Raw genomic sequence first — 17,434 nt, 5'->3', positions numbered from 1 at the left:
CCGTGCCCTGGGGGCTTCAACGGAGCCGGAGCCGGGGTCGCGGTCAGTTCGGGTCGAGGCCGTGGTCCTGCAGCCAGGGCAGCGGGTCGACCGCCGCGCCGCCGCCGGGACGCACCTCGAAGTGCAGATGCGGTCCGGTGGAATTGCCGGAGTTGCCCGAATAGGCAATCTGGTCACCGGCCTTGACCGACCCGGAACGGATCTTGGTGCTGCTGAGGTGGCAGTACCACGTCTCCGTGCCGTCGGCCGCCGTCACGATCGCCATGTTGCCGTAGGCGGAGTTCCACTGGGTGCGTACGGTGCCGTCGGTGGCGGACATGACCGGGGTGCCGTAGCTGACCGGGAAGTCGATACCGGTGTGCAGCGACATCCAGTTGACCCCGGCCTGGCCGAACTGGGCGCTCAGCCCATGCTCCTTGACCGGCAGCATGAACTTGGGCCGCATCGCCTCCTTGCGGGCCGCCTCCTTCGCCTTGCGCTGACGCTCCAGCTCCTGGCGCTCCTTGAGGTCGATCCGCTCCTGGGTGCGGCTGGCGCGGTCGCGGAAGTCATCCGCGCTGGCGCTGAGTCCGGCGAGCTGGGTGTCGAGCTTGTTGTTGGCCGCGGACGGCTTGACGGCCGCGGCATCGGGCGCGGCCTGGGCGGTCGCATCGGCCTTGTCGTCCCCGCCGAAATCGGCGACGGCCGCGGTGGCCACGGCGCACACGCCCAGGGCGGCGACCGAGGGCACCGCGACGGTCAGCAGCGCCGACCGCTTCGCCGTCCGCCGCCGGCCCCGGCCGCGGACGGCCTTCCCGGCGTCCGGCCCGGTGACCCGCCGGCCGGCGGGGGCGGGGGCCGCGGGGGTGATCGGCATGGCCTGCGTCATGGCGTCCGCCACGGCCGCGGCCTCGCTGTAGTCCTCGGCGTCGCGGGGGGAGCCGTCGTCGGCCCCGGCCCGGCCGGTGTCGTACGGGTCGCTCCCGGGCCGGCCGGCGTCGGGGCCGGCGGTGTCGAAGTGCCCGGCCTCGTCCCAAGTGGCGCTGTCCCACTGGATCGTGTCGGTCGGGGGCGGTCCGGCCTGCGCCGGGATACCGGCGATCAGGTCCTGGTCGGTGGTCGACCAGATCGCGGTGGCCTCGAAGCTCGCGGTCTCCTCGACCGCGGTGGCCTGCCGGCCGAAGGCGTCGAAGGCATCGGCGGTCTCGTACGCGCCGGTGGCATAACTGCCGGTGTCGTACGCGCCGGTGGGGTAGCTCCCGGTGTCGAAGCCGCTGTCGAAGCCGCCGTGGCCGTACGCGGTGGCTTCGTAACCCGCCGTCTCGTACCCGGACGAGGTGTACGCGGTCGCGTCGTGCGCCGGGGCGTCGTAGGTGGTGTGTGCGTACGGGTCGTAGCCCGGGGTGGCCGCGTGCGGATCGGCGACGGCATAGGCGCCGGTGTCCCAGCCGCCGGTGTCCCACTGTGTCGTGGCATAGGTGCCGGTGTCGTACGCGCCGGTGGCATAGCCGTCGCCCGCCGGGTACGTCCCCGTGTCGTAGGCCTCGGTGCTGTAGGTGCCGGTGCCGTAGGCGCTCATGCCGTAGGCGTCCGCCGTGCCGTGCGTGCCGGTGTCGTACATCCCGTAGGTGCCGGTGTCGTACATACCGGTCTCGTACGAGCCGGGGAGCGAGCCGAAGAGGGGATCACCGTCGCCGTATTCGGCGTTGCCGGTCGAGGCCTGCTGTCCGTAGGAGTCGTAGGCGGGATAGTGCGCATACGAGGCGTCGGAAGCAGAGCCGGTCGGAGGCTGGGCCCCCGAGGGGTGACGGTCGTTCACCAACTTCTCTTTCGCCTCGGCAGCAGGAGAATTAGCGGCGACTGTACCCGGCGGTACGCGACGGCGACAATCTTCAACTGGTTTTGGGCTAGGCCAGATCGGGCATTTGGCCGCCTTTCGGGAGTCCCCATGCGAGCTCTTGGCGCCCCGTTCGAAGTTTGTTCGACTTCTGGTCAAGATCATGTCGCCGGTACGACGTCACTGCGGCGCCCCGTGGGGTGCGTGCGGGGCGTTGTCAGGCCACCGAAATGGCGTCCGCGGCTCCTTGCGCGGTTTCCGCCGAGGTCAGTGCTTCCCGTATTCCGGCTGCTACGGCGCCATTGACCGGCAGGGCGAGGTGTCCGACACCGGCGACATGCACGTTGTACGCGATCAAATCAGGGTGACTGATTCTCGCTGTTGTGGCCGGAACCATCACCTGATCCTCCTCGCTCCAGAAAGCGACGAATTGCGTACGGCAATTCGGCGCCGGCCGCGACAACTCCGCTATCACCTCGGAATCGGGGCGCATCTGGCGGACGAGGGGGTGCGCCGACATCAGGGGCGCGATACGGGTGCCGGAGTGCGGGGTGCCGAGCGTGATCACCGTACGGACGCGGGTGTCGCCGCCGAGCCGCTGTACGTAATAGCGGGCGATGAGCCCGCCGAGGCTGTGGCCCACGAGGTCCACCCGGCGATGGCCGGTCCGGGCACAGACCTCCTCCACATGGCGGCTGAGCAGCTCGGCGGCCTTACGGAGATCGCAGGTCAGCGGGGAGTAGTTGAGCGCCTCTACATGGCGCCAGCCGTGCCGGTGCAGCGAGCGGCGCAGCAGCAGGAAGACGGAGCGGTTGTCGATGAAGCCATGGAGCAGGAGGACCGGCGGATGGGCCCGGCCCTCGGTCGGCAGCATCGTGGGCGCGCCGGGGGCGGGCTGCGGGGTCTCCGGCGCCGTGAACCCTTCCGGGGGCTCGGCTGCGGGGTGGGGCGCGGGCCGTGGCAAGGGGCGTTCCTGGGAGATGCCGGTCGGATAGAGGAGGAGATGGCCGGCGAGGACCGCGAGGTCCACGACCGTGCTGCGCAGGGGGAGCGACGAGGCGCGGGTGGGGAGCAGGCGCACGCACCGCAGTGGCGTGGAAACGAGGCGCGCGATCAGAAGGGGTGCGGAGAGAAAGGGCAGGGCCTGCATGGCCGACCTCCCGGATGGCATGCGGGAGGCGGCGTCGACCCCCGTATGCCCTCGTGGGAAGCCCTGGGCGGTGATGGCGGGCATGCGGCGACTCGCACTGCTGCGTGCCCGGCGCCCGGTGGCCCGGCTGTGGCTCCCCGTGCGCCTGGCCCGCGGCCTGTGCCGCCCGGCTCCGGCGGCACGACACGCGGGACGCGGCGCGTAGCGAACGTGTCCCATGTGTGATTTCCCCCTCCCCGGATGTCACGAAACGGCTGGGTACGGGATGCTGGCGATAACGTTCGTTCACGCTCGTGGCCGCCGGATCGCGGTCGCGCGATCGATTGTCGGCTCGGCGGCACCACAGTGCCGTGCATGGCTTGGAGGCAGTGATGAGTGTGGCTCGGCATGACGGAGCGCAAGCGGGGAGCCAGGGCGCGGCGGGCAGGTCGGGGCCGATCCGTGTGGTGGTGGCCAAGCCGGGCCTGGACGGGCACGACCGGGGCGCCAAGGTCATCGCGCGGGCGCTGCGCGACGCCGGTATGGAGGTGATCTACACCGGGCTGCACCAGACCCCGGAGCAGATCGTCGACACCGCGATCCAGGAGGACGCCGACGCGATCGGGCTGTCCATCCTCTCCGGGGCGCACAACACCCTCTTCGCGAAGGTCATCGCCCTGCTGGAGGAGCGGGACGCGGCGGACATCAAGGTCTTCGGCGGCGGCATCATCCCCGAGGCGGACATCGCCCCGCTCAAGGCGCAGGGCGTGGCGGAGATCTTCACGCCGGGCGCCACGACCGCCTCGATCGTGGAGTGGGTCAACGAGAACGTCCGCTCGCTGGCGGTCTGAGGCACCGCGGAGCCGGTGGCGCGGCCCGGCCGGGCGGCCGGGCCCGGGGGTGGGCCGGGGTCGGGCCCCGGCCCGGCAGGCCCTGGCACGGCAGGCCCCGGTGGGCGCAGCCCCCGTGTGCGCTGTCTTGGCGTGAGTGGTCATGGCACGCGGGGCCCTGGCGTGGCACCGTCGGGTGTGGCACCGCCGGGTGTGGTGGCTGCGGCGGCGGTGCCGAGGTCTGGGCCGGGGCCGGTGGTGTCGCCGGTGGGCGCGGTGAATTCCCTGTGCATCGTGGCGCGCAGGCGCAGGGTGCCGACCAGGCGTTGGAAGGCCTCGGACCAGTAGCCGCCGGAGCCCGGGGAGGCGCCTTCCGGCTCGTCCGTGACGGCCGTGAGCATGTCGAGACGGTCCGCGGCGGCCGGGTCCAGACAGCGCTCGGCCAGGCCCATCACCCCGCTGAAGCTCCAGGGATAGCTGCCCGCGTCCCGGGCGATGTCCAGGGCGTCGACCACCGCTCCGCCGAGCGGCTCGGCCCAGGGCACCGCACATACGCCGAGCATCCGGAAGGCCTCCGACAGGCCGTGTGCCGCGATGAACTCCGCGACCCACCGGGCCCGTTCGTCCTCGGGGAGGATGGTCAGCAGCTTCGTCAGATCCCGTGACGAGCCGGCCGGTGTGACCTCGGCGGCCTGGGACGGTGCGGCCGGCGCACCCAGCAGTGCCCGCGCCCAGTCGGCGTTGCGCTGGCGCACGGCGGCGCGGCACCAGGCATCGTGCAGCTCCGTACGCCAGTCGTCGCCCACCGGCAGCGCGACGATCGCCGCCGCGTCACGGCCCCCGAAGCGGGCGTGCCAGCCGTCCAGTGGTGTCGCCTCCACCAACTGGCTCAGCCACCAGGACCGTTCCCCCCGTCCGGAGGGCGGTTTGGGTGCCACGCCGTCCCGCTGCATCCCCATGTCGCACTCATGGGGCGCCTCCACCGCGATCACCGGTGCGCCGGCCGTCCGGTCCAGGCCGATGCAGGTGTGGGCCCGCTGTGCCATACGGGCCGCGAGCGCGGAGCCGGGAAGCGCGGAGAGCAGCTCGGCGGCCGTGGCGCGGACGTTGCGGCTGCGGTCGGACAGGGCCTGTTCGAGGAAGGGCTCATCGGCCGTTGAGAGGTCCTCGCGCAGCGAGTCGAGGAACATCAGGCGGTCTTCGGCCCGCTCCGTGGACCAGGTCGTGGTCAGCAGCGCCAGGCCCGCCGGCGGGTCCTGGCGGCGCAGGGCGGTCAGCAGGGCGACCCGCTCCGCGAACAGGCCCTCCTCCCACCGGCGCCGTACGGCCTCGGGATCGTCGTCCCCGGGGAGCGCGGACGGGCTGCCGGTCCCCCGGAGGGCGAACTTCCACTCGTCGTTGAGCCGGGCCAGCCACAGGGCACGCGGCCCCGCCAGGGCGAGCGCGGCGGGCCGCAGATCCGTACGGGCGCGGGCGGCGTCGAGCAGCGCGGGCAGCAGGGCCTCCGGGGCGCGGTAGCCGTACGTGCCTGCGGCGGCCAGCCACTGGGGCAGCAGCTCGGTGAGGTCGGGGGCCGCGCCCCGGCGGCTGCCGCCTCCGCTGCCGCCGCGGTCGGCGAGCAGCAGGGACAGCCGGCGGCGCGCCGCGGGCGGCAGCGGGGGCCGCGGGTCGGCCGGGGCCGGGGCGGGCCGCTCACCGGCAGGTGCGGGGCGCAGCGCGGCGCGCCGGCGCACCGTGCTCACCGCGGCCGCGTCCAGCAGCGCGGCCGCGGCGGCCTGTCCCGGCCGCGCCGCCACCGGCGGTGTCCGCCGCTCGGTCCCGAGCAGCGCGGCGCTCACGAGGTCGGACCAGGGGGCGGGGGCGGTCGGGGTGGGCGCGGCGGGCGAGGTGGGGGTGGTGGTGCGCGTCATGCCTTCCTCCAGGCATCGGTGGTGGACGGCGTCCGTGGGGGCCGGGGCGTCGCGGCCGGGGCGCGGGTCACAGGGACACCGGGGCGGGGTCCCAGACGGTCAGCGGCAGAAAGCCGCGGTGGCCGCATTCGCCGAAGACCGTGACCGGTGCCCCGCCCGATATGGCGGCCAGCTGCCACAGGCTCGTACGGCCGAGGCAGCGCGGGTCCAGTGGGAGCGCCGACTCCCCGTCCGCGTCGGCCAGTTGCCAGCCCCTTCCGTCGTGGCTCGGTATCGGTGTGACATCGGTGAGCACCACCGGCCAGGAATCCAGCCACGGGTCGTCGCGCAGCGCGTCGCCGTACGCGGCCAGGGCGGCATCGATGCCTCCGCCGGGGGGAACCGGTCCGGGAGCCGCCGGGGCGTGCCGCTCGCCGAGAGTGGCACGCAGCGGGCGGGCGCCCGGGTAGTAGGCGAGGTCCGCGTCGAGCACCAGACCGGGCGGCAGCGCCAGGTCCAGGGGGCGGCCGGGAGAGCCGCCGAAGGAGAGGTGCAGCGCCATCCGGCCGGTCCGCTCGCCCCGCAGGAAGATTCTGCGGGTGATCAACTTGCCGTCGTCGCTGTCCTGTTGGGCGAGCACCAGCCAACGGTCCCGGACCGTCGCCGCATCGGGGCCGGTCAGCAGGTCCGCCGCCTCCGTGGTCAGCCCGACGCGCGAGCGGACCGTCGCCGCGAGCGGACCCGGCAGCCGCTCGATACCGAGGAACCCCTGGTCGAGGAGGTGCAGCAGCGCGCATTCCTCCAGCAGCCGCGCCGGCCAGTCCGGGCCGGACGCCACCACGGACGACAACTCCCGTACGCGTGAGGCGAGTCCGGGCGCCTGGGCGTCGACCATACGGGCCGCCGTCTCGTCCCAGGATCCCGTCCCGTTCTCGGCCGAGGCCAGCCCGGACTGCAGCAGATCCTCCAGCCGCTGTTCCAGCTCCGTGGCACCGGCGCCGATCCGCTGCATCCGGCGCTCCGCCCGCCGCTTGGCGGCCTCCGGATCCGCGGGCGCCCGCGGCGGGGCGGCCGCGCCCGAGGGCGCGCCCGCCTGCCGCTCGGCCCGCCCCCGGCGTCCGGTCAGCCACTCGCCCGCCCAGGCGGACGGTTCCCCGGCCGCCACCTCCCCGCCGTCACCCGCCCAGAGCAGCAGCAGCCCCAGCGCGTGCTTGCACGGAAACTTACGGCTCGGGCAACTGCACTTGAAGGCCGGGCCTTTGATGTCCACGACCGTCTGATACGGCTTCTTGCCGCTGCCCTTGCACTGCCCCCACACCGCGCCCTCGTCCGCGCCCGTTTCCGACCACGGCCCGGACGCCGCGAGCTTGCCGCCCGCTTTGCGTGATGCCTCGTCAGGCGCCAGTGCGAGCACCTGATCCGTCGTCCAGCGTTCCCCCTGCGGATTCATGTCTTCGACGCTACGGCGCACCACTGACAATCGCCGTCGGACGCGATGAACGGGCAGGTCAGGGCCGGTTTCCGGGCGATTGTCAGTGGCTTGGTGCAGGGTTGATTCCGCAAGCGGCCGCAGCGAGTTCGGGGTGCCGGCCGCACACCTTGCGACGAGGGGGAACCATGTCCGGGAAGAGCCTCACGACGACGGACGAGCAGATCCATCAGACGGCCGGGACGGCGCCGGAAGCCGCGGGCGGCGAGGCGCTGCGGCCGCATGCCGAGGACAGTTTCGCGGCGGAGCTGGCGGCTCTCGCCGCGGCCGACGACCGGCCCCGGCCGGAGCGCTGGCGGCTCTCGCCGTGGGCGGTCGCGACCTACCTCCTCGGCGGCACGCTCGCGGACGGCACGGTCATCACACCCAAATATGTCGGCCCGCGCCGGATCGTCGAGGTCGCCGTGACGACCCTCGCGACGGACCGCGCGCTGCTCCTGCTGGGCGTGCCCGGCACCGCGAAGACCTGGGTGTCCGAGCATCTGGCGGCGGCCGTCAGCGGTGATTCCACCCTCCTGGTGCAGGGCACCGCCGGCACCCCCGAAGAGGCGATCCGCTACGGCTGGAACTACGCCCAGCTGCTCGCGCACGGCCCCAGCCGCGAGGCGCTGGTGCCCAGCCCGGTGATGCGCGCGATGGCGCAGGGCATGACCGCGCGGGTCGAGGAGCTGACCCGCATCCCCGCCGACGTACAGGACACGCTCATCACGGTCCTGTCGGAAAAGACCCTGCCGATCCCGGAGTTGGGGCAGGAGGTGCAGGCGGTCCGCGGTTTCAATCTGATCGCCACCGCCAACGACCGCGACCGCGGGGTCAACGAACTCTCCAGCGCGCTGCGCCGCCGCTTCAACACCGTCGTGCTGCCGCTGCCCGCGACCCCGGACGAGGAGGTGGACATCGTCTCGCGCCGGGTCGAGCAGATCGGGCGCTCGCTGGATCTCCCGGCCGGACCGGAGGGCCTGGACGAGATCCGCCGGGTCGTCACGGTCTTCCGTGAGCTGCGGTCCGGCCTCACCACCGACGGCCGTACCAAGCTCAAGTCGCCGTCCGGCACCCTCTCCACGGCCGAGGCCATCTCCGTGGTGACGAACGGCCTGGCGCTGGCCACCCACTTCGGGGACGGCGTCCTGCGCTCCGGCGACGTGGCCGCGGGCATCCTGGGCGCCGTGGTCCGCGACCCCGCGGCCGACCGGGTCGTATGGCAGGAGTATCTGGAGACCGTGGTGCGCGAGCGCGACGGCTGGAAGGACTTCTACCGCGCTTGCCGTGAGGTGAGCGCATGAGCGGGCGTGACGAGCGGACAACGGACAGCAGGCCCGGCAGGTGCGGGCCGGTGCTGCTCGGAGTGCGCCATCACGGCCCCGGCTCGGCACGGGCGGTGCGCGCCGCCCTGGAGCAGTGCACCCCGGCAGCGGTCCTGATCGAGGGGCCCCCGGAGGCGGACGAACTGGTGCCGCTGGCCGCCCATGAGGAGATGCGGCCGCCCGTCGCGCTGCTCGCCCATGCGCAGGACGACCCCGGCCGCGCCGCGTTCTGGCCGCTGGCCGAGTTCTCCCCGGAGTGGGTGGCGATGCGCTGGGCGCTGGAGCACGGCGTCCCCGTCCGCTTCATCGATCTGCCCGCGGCGCACTCCCTGGCGGGGGGAGACGACGGGGAGACGGCGGACGAGGAGACCGGTGAGCAGGAGGGCGGTGAGCAGGAGACCGGCGAGCAGGGGGCCGCCGCCGAGGTGCGGATCGATCCGATCGGGGTGCTGGCAGAGACGGCCGGTTACGACGACCCGGAGCGCTGGTGGGAGGACGTGGTCGAGCACCGCGGAGGCGGGGGAGCCGGTGCGGACGCGCTGGCGCCGTTCGCGGCGCTGGCCGAGGCGATGGCGGCGCTGCGCGAGACCTACGGTGACGGCGGCCATGACCGTGATCCGGTGCGCGAGGCCCATATGCGGCTCCGGCTGCGGGCCGCGCGACGGGAGTTCGGGGACGACCTCGCCGTGGTGTGCGGGGCCTGGCACGTACCCGCCCTGGCACAGCGCACCACCATGACCGCCGACCGGCAGCTGCTCAAGGGCCTGCCGAAGGTGAAGGCGGCGGTGACCTGGGTGCCCTGGACGCACCGGCGGCTCTCCCGCCGCAGCGGTTACGGCGCCGGTATCGCCTCACCCGGCTGGTACGGCCATCTCTTCAGCGCCCCCGACCGCCCCGTCGAACGCTGGCTGACCAAGGTCGCCGGGCTGCTCCGGGAGGAGGACTACGCCGTCTCGTCGGCGCATGTCATCGAAGCGGTGCGGCTCGCCGAGGGGCTGGCGACGGTACGCGGCCGCCCGCTGGCCGGGCTGACGGAGCTGGACGACGCGGTGCGCGCCGTCATGGGGGACGGCACCGATGCCCCGTTCTCGCTGATCCACGACCGGCTGGTGGTCGGGGAGGTGCTGGGCGAGGTCCCTGAGGACGCCCCCGCGGTGCCGCTGCAACGGGACATCGCCCGCGGCCAGCGGACGCTTCGGCTCAAACCGGAGGTGCTGGAACGGGAGTTGGAGCTGGATCTGCGCAAGGAGACCGACGCCGGGCGCAGCCGGCTGCTGCACCGGCTGCGGCTGCTCGGCATCCCCTGGGGCGAGCCCACCCGCTCCCGCGGCAGCACGGGCACCTTCCGGGAGACCTGGCGGCTGCGCTGGGAGCCGGAGCTCTCCGTACGGGTCGCGGAGGCCGGGATCTGGGGCACGACCGTGCTCTCGGCGGCCACCGCCAAGGCCGCGTCCGAGGCCGCCGGGGCGGCCGGTCTCGCCGAGGTCACGGCGCTCGCCGAGCGCTGTCTGCTCGCCGAACTCCCCGACGCCCTCCCGGTGGTGATGCAGGCGCTGTCGGACCGTGCGGCGCTGGACGCGGACGTGGGCCATCTCGCCCAGGCGCTGCCCGCCCTCGTACGGTCCGTGCGCTACGGCGATGTGCGCGGCACGGACGCCGTGGCGCTCCGCGAGGTGGCCACCGGCCTGGCCGAGCGGGTCTTCGTCGGACTGCCACCGGCCTGCCCGGGGCTGGACGCCGACGGTGCCGCCGAAATGCGCGGCCATCTCGACGCCACCCACCAGGCCGTCGGCCTGCTCGGCCGGCCGGAGACCGAGCGCCGGCCCGGAGAGGACGGGCTGCGGACCCGCTGGGCCGGAGTACTGCGGGCGGTCAGCGAACGGGACACCGTGCCGGGCCTGCTCCGCGGCCGTGCCACCCGGCTTCTGCTGGACGACGGCGAGTTGGGCGACGGGGGAGCGGAGCGGCTGATGGGGCTCGCCCTCTCGCCGGGCACCCCGCCCACCGATGCCGCCGGATGGATCGAGGGATTCGTCGGCGGCGGGGACGGCGGCATGCTGCTGGTCCATGACGAACGGCTGCTGGCGCTGGTCGACGGCTGGCTGACCGGTGTGCCGGACGCCGCGTTCACCGACGTACTCCCGCTGCTGCGCCGCACCTTCGCGGAGTACGAGTCCGGAGTGCGGCGCACCCTCGGGGAGCTGGTCCGCCGCGGCCCCGCGACGGCATCCCGCCACCCGGCCGGCGACGCCCCGGACGCGGCCGTGCCCGGCTTCGGCCCCGGCCTGGACCGCGACCGTGCCGCGGCCGTCCTCCCCACCCTCCGCATGCTGCTGGGCATCGGACAGCACGGCTTCGGCGACGACCCACCGGAATCGCCCCGACCGGCCGACGACCTCACGGGAGCACGGACATGACGACCACGACACCGGACCCGACGGCCGTGACCGCGGCCACCACCCCGGCAACGGCCACGGCCGAGGACCCGGCCGCCGCTCCGGCCGCCCCCACCTCCGAGGCCGAACGGCTGCGCCGCTGGCGGCTGGTGCTCGGGGGCGGCGGCGCGGACGGGACGGGGTGTGCGCTCAGAGGCCGGGACGCCGCGATGGACGGCGCGCTGGCCTCGCTCTACGGACGGGAGACGGGCCGCGGCAAGGGGGCCGACGGCGGCCGGCGTTCGGCGGGGCTCGGGGCCTCGGCGCCCGGGGTGGCGCGCTGGCTCGGCGACATCCGTACGTACTTCCCGTCGTCCGTGGTGCAGGTGATGCAGCGGGATGCCATCGACCGGCTGGGGCTGTCCGCGCTGCTGCTGGAGCCGGAGATGCTGGAGGCCGTCGAGGCGGATGTGCATCTCGTGGGCACCCTGCTGTCGCTCAACAAGGTCATGCCGGAGACGACCAAGGAGACCGCCCGCGCCGTCGTCCGCAAGGTCGTCGAACAGCTGGAGAAGAAGCTGGCGCAGCGCACCCGCGCCACCCTCACCGGCGCACTGGACCGCTCCGCGCGGATCAGCCGGCCGCGCCACCGCGACATCGACTGGGACCGCACGATCCGGGCGAACCTCAAGAACTACCTCCCCGAGTACCGCACGGTCGTGCCCGAGCGGCTGATCGGCTACGGCCGCGCCGCGCAGTCGGTGAAGAAGGACGTGGTGCTCTGCATCGACCAGTCCGGTTCGATGGCCGCCTCGGTCGTCTATGCCTCGGTGTTCGGCGCGGTGCTGGCCTCCATGCGGACCCTCGACACCCGGCTGGTCGTCTTCGACACCTCGGTGGTCGATCTGACGGACCAACTCGACGACCCGGTCGATGTCCTCTTCGGCACCCAGCTCGGCGGCGGCACGGACATCAACCGCGCGCTCGCCTACTGCCAGTCCCGCATCACCCGCCCCGCCGACACCGTCGTCGTCCTCATCAGCGACCTCTACGAGGGCGGCATCCGGGACGAGATGCTCAAGCGGGTCGCCGCGATGAAGGCGTCCGGAGTGCAGTTCGTGACCCTGCTCGCACTGTCCGACGAGGGGGCGCCCGCCTACGACCGTGAGCACGCCGCGGCCCTCGCGGCCCTGGGCGCACCGGCGTTCGCCTGCACTCCCGACCTGTTCCCGGACGTGATGGCGGCCGCCATCGAGAAACGGCCGCTGCCCATACCGGACATGGCGGAGCAACGGTGACAGGTACCCCCGGGGGACTTGCGTGGCACCTGGTTTCTCATGCAAGTATCTGCTCATCGCTCGATCGCCCGCGACGCGCGTGACACCGAGGACCGGTTCCTGGGGTGTCCCCGTCCGTATGGGAAGGTCCCCCCTTGTCTGCTGTGTTCGTCCTGCCTGCCGCCGTGCGCCTGCCGCGCACGGTGGCCGCGCGGCGTGCACTGCTGGCCGGGCTCTTCCTGGTGGGCTTCGTCGCCCTCGGCTTCGCCTTCGGTCCCGGCGCCCATGCCGACGACCGCACGCGGAACGTGGACCTGCCCGGGGCCTCGGCCCCGGCGCGCCCCGCGGCCGAGGTGTCCACCCCGGACCGGGCCGCCACCCGGGACGGGGCAAGCCGGATCTCCGGCTCCGGATCCGCGGTCACACAGCGCGGTGAGGCCTCCGGCGCGAAGGTCGCCGAGCGCACCCACGCCGCGTCCGACGCGGTGGCCGAGGCCGTACGGCCCGCCGCCGAGCGGACCACACCGGTCACCGGCCGCATCACCGAGCCGGTGAGCCGCGTCGTACGGGAGATCGGGGAGTCGGCCGGTGCCGCGCTGCCCGTCCACCTCCCGCCCGGTGAGCACGGCGAACACCCCGGCGACGGTGGCACGGACCAGCACGGCCGGACTCCGGGCGAGGACCGGCCGGCCGGTTCGCGGACCGCTGGCTCGGCCGACGGCACTGCCGCCGCCGACACGGTTCAGTCCCTCGACGACCTGCGCAAGCCGGTCTCCAAGGGTCCCTCAGCCACCGCCCACGAGCAGCGGGACCCGGGCCACGACGGCCTTCCGGGGCACCCGCAGGGCCCGGTCGCACCCGCCCCGCACACCGCCGGGGACGGCCACGGCCCCCGTGGCGGGGACCAGCACGCCGCCGTCACGGCGGACCCCACACGCTTCCGGCTGCTGCCCGGTGGCGTCCGCACGGCCGATGGCGCTCCGACGCGTCGGCGTGCCGAAGAAATCCTCGAATTCCCGGGCTAGGGCAGACCGCTCCGCGTCTGTAACTGGACCTGCCGCGCGGGGGCGGGACAGGTCTGCCCGTCAAACCCCTCCGAATTCGAAGGACTTCACCACCATGCGCTCCACCATCCGCCGTTCCATCGTCGTTGCCGCTGCCACCACCGGTCTGTGGGCCCTGGGCTCCGTCGCCGCCAACGCCGCCGAGCTGCCCGTCGGTACGGACCTCCCGGCCACCGGCACGGTCACCGACACCGCCCGCCAGCTGCCCACCGGCGACGTGGCCGGCACCGCGAAGAAGACCGCCGGGACCGCTGAGAAGACGGTCGGCGAGGTGGCGGGCAAGGCCACCGGCGCCCTCGGCGACGTGTCGGCCCCGGACCTGCCCACCGGCAAGCTGCCGCAGACCGGCGACGTGACCGGTGCGCTCGCCGGCGTGCAGGAGCGGGCCAACGGTGCCGGTCTGCCGGACACCGGTGAGGTGCGGAAGGCCGCCGGCCTGAAGCAGGCCAAGAAGGCCCTCAAGACCGTCAAGAACGCCGCCAAGGGCGCCGACCTCGGCCAGGCCGGCCGCCTGACGGACGGCACGCTGCCCGCCGTTCCGAAGCTGCCCGCCACCCCGGGCGTCCCGTCCCTGCCCGGCACCCCGGCGCTGCCCAAGGCGCCCGCGCTGCCCAAGGCCCCCGGCTCGGCCGACAACCTGCTGGCCGGTCTCGCCGGTGCGGGCATCCGTCCTGAGCAGCTGACGAAGCAGGCCCAGGGTGCGCTGGCCACCGCGCGTCCGGTCGTCGACCAGACCGCCGCCGACGCGCTGCCGCCCGTCGCCCGCCGGGTCGTCATCAAGGTCGTGCCGGTCGCCCAGGGTGCGGTCGGCGGTGCCGGTCAGCTCGCCGGTGACGCGGCCGGCCAGGCGACCCCGTTCGTGACCGTCGTCGGCGGCCAGGCGCAGCTGTTCGTGCAGGGTGCCGCGGCCGACGCGGTGCCGTTCGCCCAGGGCGTGGCCACCGACGCGGTGCCGTTCGCACAGGGTGCGGCCGCCAAGGCAGTGCCGTTCGCGCAGGGCAAGGCGACCGACGCGGTGGCGTTCGCCCAGGGCGCGGCCACCGACGCCACCCCGTTCGCGCAGGGTCTGGCCACCGTGGTCGTGACCGACGCGCAGGGCACCGCCGGCCAGGCCGCCACCGGTGTGCAGGGCCTGGCCCCGGTGAAGTCCGTGCCCGCGGTCCCGGCTGTGCCGGCTGTCCCCGCCGTTCCGTCCGTCCCGTCCGTGCCCGCCGTTCCGGCCAACGTGACGGACGCCGTCCCGGCCGTGCCTGCCGTCCCGGCCGTGCCCGCGGTCCCGGCCAACGTGACCGACGCCGTCCCGGCCGTCCCGTCCGTGCCCGCCGTCCCGGCCAACGTCACCGACGCCGTTGCCCTCCCGGCCGTTCCTGCCGTTCCGTCCGTCCCCGCCGTCCCGGCCAACCCGACCGACGCCGTTGCCGTTCCGGCCGTGCCCGCTGACCTGGCCGACCTGACCAACGCCGCCAACATCCCGGCGCTGCCGGCCCTCCCGGCCCTCCCGGTCCAGGCCGTCTGAGTCTCAGGCTGACACCACCGGCTCCTCGGCCGCGGCGGCGGCCGATGCCGGAACACCCAAGAACAGCCGGGCGGACCTCTGTGGGGGAGGGCCGCCCGGCCTTGGTGTATTCAGAGCCAACAAGCCGTCATTCGCTACGAGTTGGGTACGTGCAGCCGTTCCCAGCTGACCCGCCCCGGCACCCCGTCCGCATCCTTGCCACGGAAGCCGAGCTTGCGCTGCCAGGCCGCGTACGACGTGCGGTCCGCCTCGGTCCACTCCGGACCGGGGCCGTCCTCGTAGTGGCTGCAGCCCTCGGCCACCAGCCGTTCGCCCATCGCCGTGATCACCGGACTGCGGGCTCCCGACCGGAAGAAGTCCCGTCCGGGGAACGGCTCGTACGGCGGATGCTGCGGTTTCGGCGGCACCTGCCCCGAGCCGTCCGCGTCCGGCGCGCCCTCCGCCGCCTTCGCCAGCCGCTTCTTGATCCGGCCCCGCAGGTCGCCCATCACGATGCCGCGTGGATCGACCTTCCCGGGCTGCCACTCCTTGTGGCCGATCACCGAGCGTTCGCTCCAGCGGTGCGCCCGGCAGATCGCGGCCGACACCTTCTCGATGGCGATCCGCTGCTCCTCGGGCCACGGGTCCTTGCCGTCCCCGGCGTTGATGCATTCGAAGCCGTAGAAGTGACGGTTGCCGTCGGTGTCCGCGGCGTTGTCCTTCGGCAGCTCCGCGTCCTCGTTGATCACCGCCCGCAGGACGTCACGGTCGCCGAGCCCGGCGTGATTGGCGCGGCCGTTGCCGACGAGATGGACCTCGCCCTTCTTGTCGATCACGCCATGACACAGCGGCCCCGGCAGATCGGAGCGCCCGTCGTAACACAGGTCCACCGAGCTGCCGGTGCCCTCGGTGGCGGTGTGGTGGATCATCACACCGTGCATCGGGCCCCACGGGCCCTTCGCGTTCCGGTTGTGCGTGCGCCAGCTGCGGACCTCGTGGACCACCAGGCCCTCGTCGCGCAGCGCCTTGAGCAGCCGGCTCGCGGTCAATGGGGTGGCCATCAGGCGGTTCCTTCCTCGTCGACCGCGGCTTCTGCCGCGGCGGTGGTCTGCGACCTGCTCGGTGCCGGGCCCGAAGCGTCGTACGGCGAGCCGTAGGACGGGTCATCCGACTCCGCCGCCCGAGCCTCCTCCTCGGCGGCCAGCGCCGCATCGTCCGCGGCCGGAATGCTCGCGGCCAGCGGGCGGAAGGCCAGCCGCAGATCGGGTTCGGTCTGCTCGCCGGCGATCCAGGCCAGCGGTGCGAAGTGCACCGCGATTCCGGACGGGTACTGCAGCAGCGGCCGGCGTGCCGGGTCCGTCGGCCACTCCACTCCACCGGTGGCCGTACGGGCCGGGATCAGCCAGAAGTCGCCGGTGCGGTAGCTGCCGCCAGGCGCGAACCAGACCTCGACGCCGTCCTCCAGGGGCAGCCAGCCACCCTCCTCGACCGGCAGTGCGCCGTGCCGGAGCCGGCCGTCCCGGGCACCGCGCCCGCTCGTCCGCCGGCTGCTTTCGTGGTGGTCCCAGCGGCGCAGGAACGGATGCAGCTCCGGCCGCCGTCCGACGCCCGGCGCCGGTTCGTCCGAGAGCCGCACCCGGCGGCCCGGCAGATCGACCTCCTCCACCCGCAGCAGCGGCTCCGCCTCGCCCCGGCTCGTGTACCCGGTGTCCACGAACTCGACCAGGTCGCCGACGTCCAGATCCAGCGTGTCGTCGCTGCCCAGGGTCGCCAACTCCACCCAGGTGCCGTCGAGTCCGTCGACCGGGAAGGTGACCGAGCCGTTCTCCCGGGACCATTTGAAGGTGGCGTCCTTCGCGCTGCCCCCGTCGTGCACCTCGACCCGGTAGAGCTGGTTCTCCGGGCCCCGGTAGCGGGCGTCCGGGGCGACCAGGCAGGGCTCGTCGTCCGCGGGGCCGGGGTGTTCACCGCGGGCCGCGAGACGGGAGCCGGGGGTGGCCGCCTGCTCCGCCCAGCGTGCGAACGCGGCGCGGACCTCGTCGACCGTCGGGTTGCCGGTGTCCAGCCCCAACGCGGCGGCGGGCAGCGGCAGTACCTGCCACACCACCTTCGCGCGGGCCGCGGTGTCCGGCAGCGCGGAGCCCAGCGCGACCTCGCGCAGCGCCGGGTCCTCCGCCGCGGTCACCAGCCGCTCCCACACCTTCAGATAGACCAGATACGGGAAGGCGGTGGGCAGCCGGTCGCCGGGCCGCTCCGGGTCCCGGAAGCCGTCCGGCTGGTCCCAGTACGTCCAGGTGGCGGGCGGTGGCGGTGCGGCCGGCTCGCCGTCGCCGCCGCCGTCCTTGCCCTCCTTGCCTTCCTTGCCGGTGTCGGCCGTGCCGTGCGCGGGCACCGGCACCCCGGGCTGCGGGCGGGTCGCGTCGCACAGGATGCCGTCCACGTAGTAGCGGCCGCCGCCGATGACCAGGTCGTCCAGCTCACGGCTGCCGCCGCGCAGTGCGATCCGGAAGCCGGTGGCGCCGCGCGGCCCGCCGTGCGGGCCGATCAGGTCGGCGGCGAGCGTACGGGCCTGGAACAGCTGGATCGCGGTCTGCTCATTGGCGTCGGCGTCCAGCTGTACCCGGCCCTGCTGGGCGACGACCGCGGAGTAGTGGCGCTCCGGCCGGTGGGTGAGGCGCGAGAGATCAGCGTGCATGGAAGGGGTCCCCCTCGGACGGGATGTGCGGAAGGTCGGAGTCGCTCGGACGGCCGGAGCGGCGCGGCAGG

General features: G+C 74.0%; 12 protein-coding genes. 6 read left to right on the top strand and 6 right to left on the bottom strand.

Features of this window, described 5'->3' with window-relative positions:
- Positions 1–43: 43 nt before the first annotated feature.
- Complete coding sequence (locus tag SLV14N_RS15295) at positions 44–1,798, bottom strand: M23 family metallopeptidase (RefSeq protein ID WP_263269666.1); 1,755 nt, start codon at positions 1,796–1,798, stop codon at positions 44–46.
- Between the two features lie 235 nt (positions 1,799–2,033).
- On the bottom strand, positions 2,034–2,966 hold the full coding sequence (locus tag SLV14N_RS15290; protein ID WP_208681385.1) for a triacylglycerol lipase: 933 nt from the start codon (positions 2,964–2,966) through the stop codon (positions 2,034–2,036).
- A 371-nt stretch (positions 2,967–3,337) separates the two neighbouring features.
- On the opposite strand from SLV14N_RS15290, the gene SLV14N_RS15285 reads away from it, so the two are divergent.
- Complete coding sequence (locus tag SLV14N_RS15285) at positions 3,338–3,796, top strand: cobalamin B12-binding domain-containing protein (protein ID WP_208681384.1); 459 nt, start codon at positions 3,338–3,340, stop codon at positions 3,794–3,796.
- A 140-nt stretch (positions 3,797–3,936) separates the two neighbouring features.
- Here the strand turns inward: SLV14N_RS15285 and SLV14N_RS15280 are convergent, their stop codons facing one another.
- The gene (locus SLV14N_RS15280) at positions 3,937–5,685 is read right to left on the bottom strand and encodes a DUF5691 domain-containing protein (protein WP_263269664.1); all 1,749 of its coding nucleotides are present in this window, start codon (positions 5,683–5,685) and stop codon (positions 3,937–3,939) included.
- A gap of 67 nt (positions 5,686–5,752) precedes the next feature.
- Positions 5,753–7,114 (bottom strand): SWIM zinc finger family protein, encoded by a 1,362-nt coding sequence (locus SLV14N_RS15275; RefSeq protein ID WP_263269663.1) that lies wholly within the window; start codon positions 7,112–7,114, stop codon positions 5,753–5,755.
- Positions 7,115–7,281: 167 nt separating this feature from the next.
- Here SLV14N_RS15275 and SLV14N_RS15270 point away from each other — a divergent pair, with 167 nt between their 5' ends.
- The 5 genes from SLV14N_RS15270 to SLV14N_RS15250 all read left to right on the top strand — a co-directional run bounded on the left by SLV14N_RS15270 (position 7,282) and on the right by SLV14N_RS15250 (position 14,689).
- Positions 7,282–8,436 carry an AAA family ATPase gene (locus tag SLV14N_RS15270; RefSeq protein WP_259670309.1) on the top strand — a complete coding sequence of 385 codons (1,155 nt, stop codon included), beginning with the start codon at positions 7,282–7,284 and terminating at the stop codon, positions 8,434–8,436.
- Positions 8,433–10,874 (top strand): DUF5682 family protein, encoded by a 2,442-nt coding sequence (locus SLV14N_RS15265; RefSeq protein ID WP_263269662.1) that lies wholly within the window; start codon positions 8,433–8,435, stop codon positions 10,872–10,874. The genes SLV14N_RS15270 and SLV14N_RS15265 overlap by 4 nt, the downstream gene beginning before the upstream one ends.
- Positions 10,871–12,130, top strand: a complete 1,260-nt coding sequence (locus SLV14N_RS15260) for a VWA domain-containing protein (protein WP_263269661.1) — start codon at positions 10,871–10,873, stop codon at positions 12,128–12,130. The genes SLV14N_RS15265 and SLV14N_RS15260 overlap by 4 nt, the downstream gene beginning before the upstream one ends.
- Before the next feature lie 134 nt (positions 12,131–12,264).
- Complete coding sequence (locus SLV14N_RS15255) at positions 12,265–13,134, top strand: hypothetical protein (RefSeq protein ID WP_263269659.1); 870 nt, start codon at positions 12,265–12,267, stop codon at positions 13,132–13,134.
- A gap of 94 nt (positions 13,135–13,228) precedes the next feature.
- Positions 13,229–14,689, top strand: coding sequence for a hypothetical protein (locus SLV14N_RS15250; RefSeq protein ID WP_263269657.1), 1,461 nt, complete (start codon positions 13,229–13,231; stop codon positions 14,687–14,689).
- Between the two features lie 134 nt (positions 14,690–14,823).
- Here SLV14N_RS15250 and SLV14N_RS15245 read toward each other — a convergent pair whose 3' ends face one another.
- Positions 14,824–15,729 carry a peptidoglycan-binding protein gene (locus SLV14N_RS15245; RefSeq protein ID WP_263269655.1) on the bottom strand — a complete coding sequence of 302 codons (906 nt, stop codon included), beginning with the start codon at positions 15,727–15,729 and terminating at the stop codon, positions 14,824–14,826.
- Positions 15,729–17,363, bottom strand: coding sequence for a DUF6519 domain-containing protein (locus tag SLV14N_RS15240; RefSeq protein WP_263269654.1), 1,635 nt, complete (start codon positions 17,361–17,363; stop codon positions 15,729–15,731). The genes SLV14N_RS15245 and SLV14N_RS15240 overlap by 1 nt, the downstream gene beginning before the upstream one ends.
- Positions 17,364–17,434 lie beyond the last annotated feature (71 nt).

It is taken from the genome of Streptomyces sp. Je 1-4 4N24 (assembly GCF_026239515.1).
Lineage (GTDB): Bacteria > Actinomycetota > Actinomycetes > Streptomycetales > Streptomycetaceae > Streptomyces > Streptomyces nigrescens.
The sequence above is the reverse complement of the archived record's forward strand: the minus strand, read 5'-3'. Positions and strand labels throughout refer to the sequence as shown.